The organism is Microbacterium sp. EG9 (assembly GCF_059759475.1).
The window spans coordinates 1,862,508-1,875,387 of record NZ_CM186217.1 but is presented as its reverse complement, the minus strand read 5'-3'; the positions used below and the strand labels follow the sequence as shown (position 1 = coordinate 1,875,387).

At 69.7% G+C, this 12,880-nt stretch carries 11 protein-coding genes; 6 read left to right on the top strand and 5 right to left on the bottom strand.

Features of this window, described 5'->3' with window-relative positions:
• Position 1: 1 nt before the first annotated feature.
• From nrdI to AC6CQV_RS08815, 5 genes are all read left to right on the top strand, one after another.
• Positions 2-433 (top strand): class Ib ribonucleoside-diphosphate reductase assembly flavoprotein NrdI, encoded by a 432-nt coding sequence (nrdI, locus tag AC6CQV_RS08835; RefSeq protein ID WP_060959403.1) that lies wholly within the window; start codon positions 2-4, stop codon positions 431-433.
• Entirely contained in the window at positions 415-2,571 is a 2,157-nt protein-coding gene (gene nrdE, locus AC6CQV_RS08830; protein ID WP_498259258.1) for a class 1b ribonucleoside-diphosphate reductase subunit alpha, read from the top strand. Before nrdI ends, nrdE begins: the two co-directional genes overlap by 19 nt.
• A 31-nt stretch (positions 2,572-2,602) precedes the next feature.
• A complete protein-coding gene (gene nrdF / locus AC6CQV_RS08825) occupies positions 2,603-3,583 on the top strand; it encodes a class 1b ribonucleoside-diphosphate reductase subunit beta (protein WP_005052315.1) in 981 nt (326 codons plus the stop codon).
• A gap of 165 nt (positions 3,584-3,748) precedes the next feature.
• Positions 3,749-4,216 carry a DUF3817 domain-containing protein gene (locus AC6CQV_RS08820; RefSeq protein WP_498259257.1) on the top strand — a complete coding sequence of 156 codons (468 nt, stop codon included), beginning with the start codon at positions 3,749-3,751 and terminating at the stop codon, positions 4,214-4,216.
• 97 nt (positions 4,217-4,313) lie between these two features.
• Positions 4,314-4,724, top strand: coding sequence for a MarR family winged helix-turn-helix transcriptional regulator (locus tag AC6CQV_RS08815; protein WP_060959411.1), 411 nt, complete (start codon positions 4,314-4,316; stop codon positions 4,722-4,724).
• Between the two features lie 30 nt (positions 4,725-4,754).
• Here the strand turns inward: AC6CQV_RS08815 and AC6CQV_RS08810 are convergent, their stop codons facing one another.
• The 5 genes from AC6CQV_RS08810 to AC6CQV_RS08790 form a co-directional block, all read right to left on the bottom strand.
• A complete protein-coding gene (locus AC6CQV_RS08810; RefSeq protein WP_498259256.1) occupies positions 4,755-5,882 on the bottom strand; it encodes a class I SAM-dependent methyltransferase in 1,128 nt (375 codons plus the stop codon).
• Positions 5,879-7,171, bottom strand: coding sequence for a DUF4921 family protein (locus tag AC6CQV_RS08805; protein ID WP_205282618.1), 1,293 nt, complete (start codon positions 7,169-7,171; stop codon positions 5,879-5,881). Before AC6CQV_RS08805 ends, AC6CQV_RS08810 begins: the two co-directional genes overlap by 4 nt.
• Positions 7,172-7,374: 203 nt before the next feature.
• A complete protein-coding gene (locus AC6CQV_RS08800; RefSeq protein WP_060959413.1) occupies positions 7,375-8,757 on the bottom strand; it encodes an MFS transporter in 1,383 nt (460 codons plus the stop codon).
• Between the two features lie 110 nt (positions 8,758-8,867).
• The gene (locus tag AC6CQV_RS08795; protein WP_101305974.1) at positions 8,868-9,524 is read right to left on the bottom strand and encodes a response regulator; all 657 of its coding nucleotides are present in this window, start codon (positions 9,522-9,524) and stop codon (positions 8,868-8,870) included.
• Entirely contained in the window at positions 9,521-11,191 is a 1,671-nt protein-coding gene (locus AC6CQV_RS08790) for a sensor histidine kinase (RefSeq protein WP_498259255.1), read from the bottom strand. Before AC6CQV_RS08790 ends, AC6CQV_RS08795 begins: the two co-directional genes overlap by 4 nt.
• Positions 11,192-11,330: 139 nt before the next feature.
• Here AC6CQV_RS08790 and citH point away from each other — a divergent pair, with 139 nt between their 5' ends.
• Entirely contained in the window at positions 11,331-12,869 is a 1,539-nt protein-coding gene (gene citH, locus AC6CQV_RS08785; RefSeq protein ID WP_498259254.1) for a citrate transporter CitH, read from the top strand.
• Positions 12,870-12,880: the final 11 nt, after the last annotated feature.

Genomic DNA, 12,880 nt, shown 5'->3' with positions numbered 1-12,880 from the left:
GATGCCGACGCTGACGAGCGCCCCGCTGCTCGTCTACTTCTCGAGTGTGTCGGGCAACACGGCGCGTTTCATCGAGAAGCTCGGCCTGCCGGCCGCCCGCATCCCGCTCACCCCTGGCGACGCCCCCCTCGAGGTCGACGAGCCGTTCGTGCTCGTGACACCGACCTACGGGGGCGGCCAGGGGCGTGGCGAGGAGAAGGGGGCCGTCCCCAGACAGGTGATCCGGTTCCTCAACGTCGAGCACCATCGTCACCTCATCCGCGGAGTGATCTCCGCGGGCAACACCAACTTCGGCGAGTCGTTCTGTCGCGCCGGTGACATCATCAGCCGCAAGTGCACCGTGCCGCACTTGTATCGGCTCGAACTTTTCGGCACGCCTGACGACGTCGTTCGTGTGAGCGACGGATTGGAACGATGGTGGAAGCTGCAGTGAGCCCGGCGACATTCAAGACCGACGCGCGCTTCGAGGGGATGGACTACCACGCCCTCAACGCGATGCTCAACCTCTACGGCGAGAACGGCCAGATCCAGTTCGACGCCGACAAGCGCGCCGCGCGGGAGTACTTCCTGCAGCACGTCAACCAGAACACCGTGTTCTTCCACTCGCTGCAGGAGCGCCTCGACTACCTCGTCGAGAAGGAGTACTACGAGGGCGCGGTGCTGGAGAAGTACCCGTTCGCGTTCATCCAGCGCCTGAACGACCGGGCGTACGGCGCGAAGTTCCGCTTCGAGACGTTCCTCGGCGCCTTCAAGTACTACACGAGCTACACGCTGAAGACCTTCGACGGCAAGCGCTACCTCGAGCGCTTCGAGGACCGTGTCGTCATGACCGCCCTCGGGCTCGCCGACGGCGACCAGCAGCTCGCCGAGAAGCTCGTCGACGAGATCATCTCCGGCCGCTTCCAGCCGGCGACCCCCACGTTCCTCAACACCGGCAAGGCCCAGCGCGGCGAGCTCGTCAGCTGCTTCCTGCTGCGCATCGAGGACAACATGGAGTCGATCGCCCGCGGCATCAACTCCGCACTGCAGCTGTCCAAGCGCGGCGGCGGCGTGGCGCTGCTGCTGAGCAACATCCGCGAGGCGGGCGCGCCGATCAAGCAGATCGAGAACCAGTCCAGCGGCATCATCCCCGTGATGAAGCTGCTCGAAGACAGCTTCAGCTACGCCAACCAGCTCGGTGCGCGTCAGGGCGCCGGCGCCGTCTACCTCTCGGCGCACCACCCCGACATCCTGCGCTTCCTCGACACCAAGCGCGAGAACGCCGACGAGAAGATCCGCATCAAGACGCTCTCGCTCGGCGTCGTGATCCCCGACATCACGTTCGAACTCGCCCGCAACGGCGAGGACATGTACCTCTTCTCGCCGTACGACGTCGAGAAGGTCTACGGGGTGCCGTTCGGCGACATCTCGGTCACCGAGAAGTACCGCGAGATGGTCGACGACGCGCGCATCAAGAAGACGAAGATCAACGCGCGCGAGTTCTTCCAGACCCTCGCCGAGATCCAGTTCGAGTCGGGCTACCCGTACATCATGTTCGAGGACACGGTGAACAAGGCCAACCCGATCAAGGGTCGGATCAACATGTCCAACCTGTGCAGCGAGATCCTGCAGGTGAACACGCCGACCTCGTACAACGAGGACCTGTCCTACGACCAGATCGGCAAGGACATCTCCTGCAACCTGGGCTCGATGAACATCGCCCTCGCGATGGACGGGAAGGACCTCGCGGGAACGGTCGAGACCTCGATCCGTGCGCTCACGGCGGTCAGCGACCAGAGCCACATCCGCTCGGTCCGCTCGATCGAGGACGGCAACGACCGCTCGCACGCGATCGGCCTGGGTCAGATGAACCTCCACGGCTACCTCGCGCGCGAGCACGTGCACTACGGGTCGGAAGAGGGCATCGACTTCACGAACATCTACTTCTACACGGTGCTGTTCCACGCCCTGCGCGCCTCGAACCGCATCGCGATCGAGCGCGGCACGGCCTTCGACGGCTTCGCCGACTCGACGTACGCGTCGGGGGAGTTCTTCGACAAGTACCTCGAGCAGGAGTGGGTGCCGCAGACCGATCGGGTCGCCGAGCTGTTCGCGGACATCCACATCCCGACCCAGGACGACTGGCGTGAGCTGAAGGCGTCGATCCAGGCGCACGGCATCTACAACCAGAACCTGCAGGCGGTGCCGCCGACCGGCTCGATCTCGTACATCAACAACTCGACGAGCTCGATCCATCCGATCGCGTCGAAGATCGAGATCCGCAAGGAAGGCAAGATCGGCCGCGTCTACTACCCGGCGCCGTTCATGACGAACGAGAACCTGGAGTACTACCAGGACGCGTACGAGATCGGCTACGAGAAGGTCATCGACACGTACGCCGCGGCCACGCAGCACGTCGACCAGGGCCTGTCGCTGACGCTGTTCTTCAAGGACACCGCCACCACGCGCGACATCAACAAGGCGCAGATCTACGCGTGGCGCAAGGGCATCAAGACGATCTACTACATCCGCCTGCGTCAGATGGCACTCGAGGGCACGAACCTGTCCGAGTGCGTCAGCTGCATGCTGTGACGCTGCGTTCAACGACCGCTGAAGGAAAATCATGACCCCCTCTGAGCCGCTCAAGCTCATCGATCACGTCCAGGCGATCAACTGGAACCGCATCCAGGACGACAAGGACCTCGAGGTCTGGAACCGCCTCGTGAACAACTTCTGGCTGCCCGAGAAGGTGCCGCTGTCCAACGACATCCAGTCGTGGGCGACGCTCACCCCCGACGAGCAGACCACCACGATGCGGGTGTTCACCGGGCTGACGCTCCTGGACACCATCCAGGGCACCGTCGGCGCCGTGTCGCTCATCCCCGACGCGATCACGCCGCACGAGGAGGCGGTGTACACCAACATCGCGTTCATGGAGTCGGTGCACGCGAAGAGCTACTCGTCGATCTTCTCGACGCTGTGCTCGACGCCGGAGATCGACGACGCGTTCCGGTGGTCGGTGGAGAACCCGAACCTCCAGAAGAAGGCCCACATCGTCATGGACTACTACCGTGGTGACGAGCCGCTCAAGCGCAAGGTCGCCTCGACCCTGCTGGAGTCGTTCCTGTTCTACTCGGGCTTCTACCTGCCGCTGTACTGGTCGAGCAAGGCGAAGCTGACGAACACCGCCGACATCATCCGCCTCATCATCCGCGACGAGGCCGTGCACGGCTATTACATCGGCTACAAGTTCCAGAAGGGGCTCGAGAAGCTCACCCAGCCCGAGCGCGACGAGATCAAGGACTACACCTTCTCGCTGCTGTACGAGCTGTACGACAACGAGGTGCAGTACACGCAGGACCTCTACGACGGCATCGGCCTGACCGAGGACGTCAAGAAGTTCCTGCACTACAACGCCAACAAGGCGCTGATGAACCTCGGCTACGAGGCGATGTTCCCGTCGCAGCTGACGAACGTGAACCCCGCCATCCTGTCGGCCCTGTCGCCGAACGCCGACGAGAACCACGACTTCTTCAGCGGGTCGGGCTCGTCGTACGTCATCGGCAAGGCCGTCGCGACCGAGGACGACGACTGGGACTTCTGATCGCGTCACCGTGAGGTGGATGCCGAGCCCCGCGCGCGCCCCCTGCCGACCTGCTCCCTGAGCATCTCGGCAGGGGGCGCGCGCGGTGTCACGACTCGGTGGCGTCCGGCCGGGCCTCACAGGGAGTGCTCAGGCATCGATCCTTCCTTCAGTTATGCTGAAGGAATGCTCCGCACACCCCTGTCCCTGTTCCGCACGCTCGCGTTCGCCGAAGCCGTGTCGTGGACGCTGCTCATCGCGGGGCTCATCGTCCGCGCGACCACCGGCTGGGCGCCGGCGGTCACCATCGGCGGCGGCATCCACGGATTCGTGTTCCTCTCCTACGGCGCGACCGTCGTGCTCGTCGCGCTGAACAACCGCTGGCCGGCGGCTCCGACGGCCGTCGCCCTGATCTCCGCGATCATCCCCTACGCGACGGTCCCGACGGAGCTGTGGGTGCACCGTCGTGGCCTGCTCGCGGGCGCCTGGCGTGTCGAGCAGGCCGCTGACGCGGCCGATGCGCGCTGGTACGACGCGCCGCTGGCGTGGTTCCTGCGCCGGCCCTGGCTGCTGTTCGTCGGCATCCTCGTCGCGGTCGTCGCGATCTTCGCGGTGCTCCTGATCCTCGGCCCTCCGGGCGGCGCGAAGGGCTGACGATCCGGAGGGGTGAGTCGCGAACGGCGAGGATCGGTCGGGAACAGTCACGGTACGGCGACCCTCTGGCACGCCGGTGGCTCGCTAGCATGGGGCCATGACCCAAGAGAGCCCCCGCTTCAGTCCGGTCATCGCGCTGCTCGCGGTCTCGGCGATGTGGGAGGAGCAGCTGGCGGCGATCCTGAAGGACCTCGGCATCAGCACCCGCAAGTTCGGCCTCCTCGGGCACATCTACGCCGAGCCGGGGATCTCCTTCTCCGAGCTCGCCCGCCGCTCTCACATCACGGTGCAGTCGGCGCACACCGCCGTCCGCACGCTCGTCGACGACGGCCTCGTCCAGGATGCGACGGCCCACGCCGGAGCGGCCAGCGACCTCCACGTCACCTCCAAGGGCGCCCGCGTCCTGCAGGACGCCCGGGAGCGCCTGTTCGAGCTCGACGGCGTGCTCGCTCAGCGCCTCCCCAAGGTCGCCGACTCGCTGGACGGCATCCGCGCCGGCATCGTCTGAGCGGGCGGCCCGTCGCTCGCTCCGGCGGGATCAGCGCCTCGTCGACACCGTCACCGTGAACTTCGCGTCGCGCGCGATCTGACGGGTCGGACCGACCAGCCGATCCAGTGCGGGTCGGTATCGCAGGGGCGAGTTCCACACGCACCACAGCTCGCCGCCGGGGCGCAGCACCCGTCCCGCGTCGGCGAACAGGCGTTCGGCGATGCCCGCGGTCAGCGCGGCGCCGGAATGGAAGGGCGGGTTCAGGGCGATGAACGACGCGGACGCGTCCGCGCGCTGCTCCAGACCGTCGGCACGAGCGACCATCACGCGGTCGGCGAGGCCGTTGGCGGCCGCCGTCGCCCGGGCGGATGCCACGGCGACGGCCGACGGGTCGCTCGCGTACACGTGGGCCGCCGGATGCCGCCGGGCGAGCCAGGCGCCGATGATCCCGGTGCCGCACGCGAGGTCGATCCAGGGATCGTCGGGGGTGCCGCCCGCCGGGGCGGCGGGCGCCGCGTCCAGCGCCGCCAGCAGCGCGCGCGTGCCGATGTCCAGTCGCGCGCCGGCGAACGCGCCGCCGAACGCCCGCACCTCCAGCCCGTCGATGCGCGCCGCGGCCGGCACGGGATCGCCGCCGCCGCGCGGGTCGCGGGCGATCAGCACCCGCGACTTCTGCCGCGCATGCGTGACGTCGAGAGTGTCGAACGCGCTGCGCAGCACGTCGTTCATCGCGACGGTCATGTGCTTGAGCCGCCCGCCGGCGACCACGACGACATCGGATGCCGCGTGTGCAGCGATCAGCCCGGCGATGTCGCGCAGCGCATCGAGCGCGCGCGGCAGTCGCAGCAGCACGACGCGCGCCCCCGACACCAGCGCCGCGTCCAGAGCACCCGACGACACCCGGTCGTCCAGGCCGAGCGTCTGCGCGTTCGCGCCGAGCGCGCGTTCGCCCGAAAGCGCGTCCTGGTGCACCCGCACGTCACGCGCGCCGGCGAAGGCCGCGCCGAGTGCGAGGGCGCCGTAGCCGTCCCCGATGACGACGATCTCACCCGGCCCCGCCGCGGTGCGCAACGCCGCCGACTCGTCGAGGATGAGCCGGTCCGCGGCATCCGCGGCGACCAGACCCTCACCCTCGATGTCGGGCGCGCGACGCAGGCGCTCGAACGGGAAGCTCACGCCGGGTCCGCATAGTGCAGCACGGCGTCGTCCGGCGTGCACTCATCGCCGATGCGGATGCCGGTGGCCAGGGCGCCCGCGTCGCGCAGCCCGTGCAGCGTCGCGACCGCGCGGCGGCGCAGCTCCCACGGATCGATCGTGTTGACGTAGATCTTCGTGCCGCCCTCGAATCCGGCGGGCGTCGAGATGCGCCACTTCAGCACGACCCGCCACGGCATGGGCCACGGTGCACCCGGCGGTCGGTAGTGCCATTCCTCGTTGGTCGGGACGTGGACGCCGGTGGCGGCGTGCAGAGCGTGCAGCAGGTCGGACACGGCGCGGATGCCGGCATCCGTGTGGTCCTGCGGCAGATTGGCGTCGGAGGTCGAGAAGATCTCGAAGGCGGGATAGCGGTGGCCGACGCCGGCGAACGCGACGGCGCCGTCGTTCGCGGCGACGACGAGGCGTTCGGCCACGGCGAGGTCGGCGATCTCGTGCTGGTAGAGGTCGCGATCGTGGGACAGCAGCCGCAGCTCGTGGTCGACCTGCGGCCCGTGCTCGTCGATCGCGACGAGCTGCTTGTGGAGGTGCTCGAAGGAGGCACCGGCGGGGCGCAGCCAGTTCTGGAACACGCTGACGTAGGCGGCGTGCGGCTGCGCGGCCTGGATCTCCGCGAGGGCCCGCACCGTGAAGGCGACGTACGCGGCGTGCTCGTCGGGCGTGAGGGTGCCCGAGGAGGCCAGCTCGGCGTCGGTGGTCGCGCCGTCGACGACATGGCGTCGCGCCACCACGACGTCGTGGGAGCCGCCGAGCAGATCCAGAGCCGCCTCTTCGAGGCTGGTCTCGGTGCCCGCGGCCTGCGCGCGGATCTCGGCGAGCTTCTCGAGGTGGACGCGCCCGACGGGGTCGGACAGGTACTCCTCGGCCCACCGGAAGACGTGCGCGGGCTGACGGAAGCCGTGGTTCTCGCGCCAGTACTCCGCCGAGACGATCTCGAAGAGGTTCGCGAAGCGCCGGAACTCGGCGACCGTGTCGTTCAGTGCGGAGGCGGGGACGCGTCGCAGCTCCTCGAAGCGCGGTCCCACCAGGCGGGCCTTCTCCGGCGTGGTCTCGAAGTAGCGGTCGACGCAGAAGGCGCAGAGCCGCCGATCCTCGCCCGGGCCGAGCCGGCGGGTGTCGTCGCGGGCGAGCGCCAGAGGGCGGCTCGCCCGGCCCGGGACCGTCCACACCCGCGTCCCGGTCAGCGGGCCGATCTGCTTGACCGTGCCGTCGGGGAGGCGTCGGATCGCTCGTGCCGCACCGTCGCTCATCCCTTCAGCCTACCGACGCGGCCGACACCCGCCGGGGCGTACTGGCCGGATGAAGACGTTCGCGCGACGGGACGGCGACGCCGCCCGCCTCGTGCGGCTCGCCGTCCCGCCGCTCCTGGCCGAGTGGGCGCTGCTCGCCACGCGCGACTGATCGGGCGGCGAGGGGGCGGAGGCCGCGGCATCCGCCCCCTCGCCGTCCGCGGTCAGCGGCCGGCCTGAACGCGGACCGTGCCGGTCTCGGCCACCAGGCGCTCGCGGTCGACGCGGTCGAGCTCGTGGAGCGAGCTGCCCTTCGTCTCGCGCATCGAGACCACCGCGACGAGCGTGATGGCGGCGGCGACGGCGAGGTACAGCGCGACCGGGATGTAGGTGCCGTAGGCCGACAGGAGTGCGGTCGCGATGATCGGGGCGAGCGAGCCGGCGACGATCGAGGTGACCTGGTACCCGAGCGAGACGCCCGAGTAGCGCATGCGGGTCGGGAACATCTCCGACATGATCGCCGGCTGCGGGGCGTACATGAACGAGTGGATGACCAGGCCCAGGCAGATCGCCAGGATGATGATGAGCGGCTGCGTCGTGTTGAACATGGGGAAGGCGATGAAGCCCCAGGCGGCGGCGCCGACGGTGCCGATCGCGTAGACGGGCTTGCGGCCGATCCGGTCGGCGAGGCCGCCCACGAGGGGGATCACGATCATGTGCACGATGTGGGCGATCACGAGCATCCCGAGGATCTCGGCCGTGTCGACGCCGAGCGCGATCTTCAGGTAGGTGATGGAGAACGTCACGACGAGGTAGTACATGATGTTCTCGGCGAAGCGCAGGCCCATCGCGGTCAGCACGCCGCGCGGGTAGCGGCGCAGCACCTCGAAGACGCCGTAGCGCACGTGCTTCTGCTCCTCGACCTCCTTCTGCGCCTCGAGGAAGATCGGCGCGTCGGTGATCTTCGTGCGGATGTAGTAGCCGATCGCGACGATGACCACCGAGAGCCAGAAGCCCACGCGCCAGCCCCACGCCAGGAAGGCCTCGGGGGAGAGCGTGCGGCTGAGCACGAGCAGGACGATCGTGGCGACGAGGTTGCCGATGGGGACGGCCGCCTGGGGGAACGAGGCCCAGAAGCCGCGGGTCTTGTCGGGGGAGTGCTCGGCCACGAGGAGCACACCGCCGCCCCACTCTCCGCCGACGGCGAAGCCCTGGGCGAAGCGCAGCAGCACGAGCAGCGCCGGAGCCCAGTAGCCGACCTGCTGGAAGGTGGGCAGGCACCCCATCAGGAAGGTGGCGACGCCGACGAGGATGATCGCGAGCTGCAGCAGCTTCTTGCGTCCGTACTTGTCGCCGAAGTGGCCGAAGACGATGCCGCCGAGAGGGCGCGCGACGAACCCGACGGCGTACGTGACGAAGGCGGCGATGATGCCCGCGTACGGATCGTCCGACGGGGGGAACATGATCAGGTTGAACACGAGCGTCGCGGCCGTGGCGTAGAGGAAGAACTCGTACCACTCGACGATCGTGCCGGCCATCGAGGCGCTGACGACCCGGCGGAGCCCGGACGACGGCTGCGTGGTGTCTGGCGGGGTGGCTGAAGCCATGCGCTGATACCTCCTTGTAGAGCGCGGTGCGGCGGGGGGATGCCGCGACGTGGACGCTACCTGAAAAGTGATTCAGGTACAAGGTTCAGTGCCGCACAGCTCCTGTGCGCTCACGCACGCACGCGCAGGTAGCGGTGCTCCGGGCGTCCGGTGGTGCCGTAGCGCAGGCGTACGTCCACGACTCCGCGGGCCGCCATCGCCGACAGATGCCGCTGCGCGGTGGCGCGCGAGACGCCAGCGCGGTCGGCGATCTCCGACGCCGACGACTCGTCGTCGCCGAGCGCCTCGAGGATCACCTGCTCGGTCGCCGACCGCGACACCGACGGGGTCTCGCCGCCGGCGCGCAGGAGCGCCAGCGCGCGGTCGATCTCCTCCTGCGAGACGGTGCGCGACTCGTCGAGCAGGTTCCGGAAGCGCAGATAGCGATCCAGCAGGTCGGTCAGCGCGCGGCGCTCGAACGGCTTGACGAGGTAGCCCAGCGCCCCCGCGCGCAGCGCGCGGCGGACCGTCGCGGCGTCCGCGGCGGCGGACAGGACGACGGCGTCGACGCCGCAGGCCTGCACGAAGCCGATGCCGTCGCCGTCCGGGAGGTACGCGTCGACGAGCATGAGGTCGGGCCGGTCGGCCCGCACGGCGGCGCTCGCCGCGGCGAGGGTGCGCACCGGCTCCAGCGCGGTGTAGCCGGGACGCTCCGCGACGATGTCGCGGTGCAGGCCGGCGACCCGGAAGTCGTCGTCGACCACGAGGACGCGGACGGGTGAGCTCATCGGGCGGAGTCCTTTCCGGAGGTGGGGTCCGCGGCGGTGCCGGTGTCCAGCACGTCCACGAGACGCGCGCCGAACACGGCCCCCGTGCCCGAGCCCGCGGGGCCGCGTCCGCCGGGATCGATCAGCCAGACCTCGCCGCCGCGGCGCCGGGCGAGCTCCCGCGACAGCGGAAGGCCGACGCCGAGCCCGTGCACGCGGTCGAGATCGGAGGCGGGCCGTGCGGAGCGACGGAAGAGGTCGGCGTCGTCGGGGACGCCCGCGCCCGAGTCGGCGACCGTGAGGACGAGGTCCGGGCCGTCGCCGAAGCAGCCGATCCGCACCTCCCGCGGCTCGGGACCGGCGACCGCCGCCCGCACGGCGTTGTCGACGAGATTGCCGAGCACGGCGGCGACGTCCTCGACGTCGCGCAGCGGCGACAGCAGCAGGGAGTCGGGATCGATCGACACGCGGACGCCGCGCTCGCCGGCTTCGAGCGCGTGGGCGCCGATGAGCGCATGCAGGAGGGCATCGCCGATCAGATCGAGGTTCTCGACCGGATAGTCCACCGGGCCGCGCTGCAGCTGATCGCCCAGGAACTCGCGCGCCTCGCGGTCGCGCCCCGCGTCGAGCAGGCCGGCCGCGACGTGCAGGCGGTTGGCGAACTCGTGTCGCTGGACGCGCAGCGCGCCGGTCATCGCGCGCACGGTGTCGAGCCGCTCCGTGAGGGCCACGATGTCGGTGCGGTCGCGCACGATCAGGACGGCCCCGAGGTCGCGCCCCTCGCGACGGACCGGCTGGGCGTCGACGTAGAGCACCCGATCGCCCACCACGATCCCGTCGCCCGCGGTCCCTTCGCGCACGGCGACGAGGATGGCCGGTGCGACCCCGAGTTCCTCCAGCGTGCGCCCCTCGGGGGCGTCGAGATCGAGGAGCCGGCGGGCGGTCTCGTTGCACAGGCGCACCGTCCCCTCCCCGTCGAGCGCGACGACGCCGTCGCCCACACCGTCGAGCACCGCGGCCTGGTTCTGCACCAGGGCGACCAGTTCCTCCGGCTGCAAGCCCAGCGTCACGCGTTCCCACCGCCGTCGCAGCACCAGTCCGGCGAGCGCGGCCACCAGGATCCCCGCGCCGGCCGCGGCGGCGATGCCGCCCAGCAGCGCCGGGAGGTCGTCGAACACGCTCGAGGGCTCGAATCCGACGCTCACTTCGCCGACGGGGGCGGTGCCCTCGCCGTCGGGCGGGAGGATCGGCACCTTCGCGCGCGCCGAGACGCCGAGGGTCCCTTCCTCCCACGTCACGACCTCGTTGCCGGCGAGCACCTGACGGTAGTCCGTGCTGACCGGCCGGCCCAGCTGGTCGGGGTCGGGGTGGGCGAGACGGATGCCGTGGTCGTCGGCGATGACGACGAACAGCGTCCCGGTGCGCGCCGTCACGGCGTCGGCCAGGCGCTGCAGCTCTCCGTCGCGGAGCTCGGCACCGTCGGGCGTGCCCGGATCGGCGCTGATCGCGGCGACCTCGGCGCGCACCTGCGGATCGACGGCGATCGTACGGGCGATGTTGAGCGCGGAGGTCTCCGCCTCGGCGCGCAGCAGCTGGACGCCGAGGATCACGAAGACCACGACGCACACCGCGACGACGGCGACCACCGTCGCCAGCAGCAGCAGCGCCGCGCGCGTCGCGAATCTCATCTGGTGAGCATAATGCGCTGAACTCGCGCTTCGCGCAGAAGTCGCGGGAATGAGAGATAGCGCGCGCCGCCGCGGCGCGGTCCCTAGATTCGCGGCATCCGGTCGACGACGAACGTCGGCCGCTGACGAAGGAGTCGAGATGCCCCCTGTTCCCCTCGGTCTCGTCGCGGCCGCCGCCGACGACGGCTACGATCTGGCGTTCACGCCCTCGGACGGTGTGCTCGTCGTGCTCGGGTTCACGATGGTGCTGACCTTCATGGCGCTGATCATGACGCGCCGCCTGACGCCGATGGTCGCGCTCATCGTGGTGCCGACGATCTTCGGCCTGTTCGCCGGTGCCGGTCTCGGCCTCGGCGACATGATCATCGACGCGATCAAATCGATGGCGCCGACGGCGGCGCTGCTGATGTTCGCGATCATGTACTTCGGCATCATGATCGACGTCGGGCTGTTCGACCCCCTCATCCGCGTCATCACGCGGGTGCTGGGGGACGACCCCGCGAAGGTCGTGCTCGGCACGGCGCTGCTCGCCGGGGCCGTGTCGCTGGACGGCGACGGATCGACGACCTTCATCATCACCACCTCCGCGATGCTGCCGATCTATCTCCGGCTGGGGATGAGCCCGGTCGTGCTCACCTGCGTGGCGGGGCTGATGAACGGCACCCTGAACATCGTGCCGTGGGGCGGGCCGACGGTGCGCGCGGCATCCGCTCTCTCGCTGGAGCCCACCGACATCTTCGTGCCGATGCTGCCCTCGCTCGCGACGGGTCTCGTGATCTCGCTCGCCTTCGCGTGGTTCCTCGGCCTGAGCGAGCGCCGCCGCCTCGCCGGCGTGGTCGACACCACGCGGATCGAGGCGACCCGCGGCGACGGCATCTTCGGCGCGCCGCGTCTGTTCCGCGGGGCCGAGCCCAAGCCGGGAGCCGCGGCGACGCTGCGCACCGGGAACATCGTCACCGTGCGCGGCGCCCGCGAGGCCGTCGCGGCGACCGCCCTCGTGGATGCCGCCGACACCGCCATGGCCGACACGATGCTCGATCCGAACCGGCCCACGCTGCGCCCGCGGCTCATCTGGTTCAACCTCGTGCTGACGGTCGCGGTGATGGTGCTGCTGATCCTGGACCTGTTCCCGCTGGCGTTCGTCTTCATGGTGGGAGCGGCGATCGCGCTGATCGTGAACTTTCCGAAGCTGAAGAGCCAGGCCGACGAGATCGTCGCCCACGCCCCGTCGATCGTGGGCGTGGTGTCGATGGTGCTCGCTGCGGGCGTGCTCGTGGGCGTGCTCAACGGCACGGGCATGGTGACCGCGATGGCCTCGTGGATCACCTCGGTCATCCCCGCCGAGCTGGGCCCGTTCCTCGCCGTGATCACGGGAGTGCTGTCGATCCCGTTCACGTTCTTCATGTCGAACGACGCCTTCTACTTCGGCATCCTGCCGGTGCTCGCCGAGAGCGCGTCGCACTTCGGGATCGCGCCCGTCGAGATGGCGCGGGCCTCGATCACCGGCCAGCCGGTGCACCTGCAGAGCCCGCTCGTGCCGGCGATCCTGCTGCTCGTGTCCCTCGCGAACGTCAACCTCGGCGACCACCACAAGAAGGTGCTGTGGCGGGCGACGCTCGTCTCGCTCGCGATGCTCGCGGTCGGCGTCCTGGTCGGGGCGATCCCCTTCGCCGGCTGACCGCTCGTCCG

Excerpts from the sequence above, each read along its gene's own strand:
- nrdI (WP_060959403.1), top strand. The coding sequence starts at position 2 with ATGCCGACGCTGACGAGCGCCCCGCTGCTCGTCTACTTCTCGAGTGTG.
- nrdE (WP_498259258.1), top strand. The coding sequence starts at position 415 with ATGGTGGAAGCTGCAGTGAGCCCGGCGACATTCAAGACCGACGCGCGC.
- nrdF (WP_005052315.1), top strand. The coding sequence starts at position 2,603 with ATGACCCCCTCTGAGCCGCTCAAGCTCATCGATCACGTCCAGGCGATC.
- AC6CQV_RS08820 (WP_498259257.1), top strand. The coding sequence starts at position 3,749 with ATGCTCCGCACACCCCTGTCCCTGTTCCGCACGCTCGCGTTCGCCGAA.
- AC6CQV_RS08815 (WP_060959411.1), top strand. The coding sequence starts at position 4,314 with ATGACCCAAGAGAGCCCCCGCTTCAGTCCGGTCATCGCGCTGCTCGCG.
- AC6CQV_RS08805 (WP_205282618.1), bottom strand. The coding sequence starts at position 7,171 with ATGAGCGACGGTGCGGCACGAGCGATCCGACGCCTCCCCGACGGCACG.
- AC6CQV_RS08800 (WP_060959413.1), bottom strand. The coding sequence starts at position 8,757 with ATGGCTTCAGCCACCCCGCCAGACACCACGCAGCCGTCGTCCGGGCTC.
- AC6CQV_RS08795 (WP_101305974.1), bottom strand. The coding sequence starts at position 9,524 with ATGAGCTCACCCGTCCGCGTCCTCGTGGTCGACGACGACTTCCGGGTC.
- AC6CQV_RS08790 (WP_498259255.1), bottom strand. The coding sequence starts at position 11,191 with ATGAGATTCGCGACGCGCGCGGCGCTGCTGCTGCTGGCGACGGTGGTC.
- citH (WP_498259254.1), top strand. The coding sequence starts at position 11,331 with ATGCCCCCTGTTCCCCTCGGTCTCGTCGCGGCCGCCGCCGACGACGGC.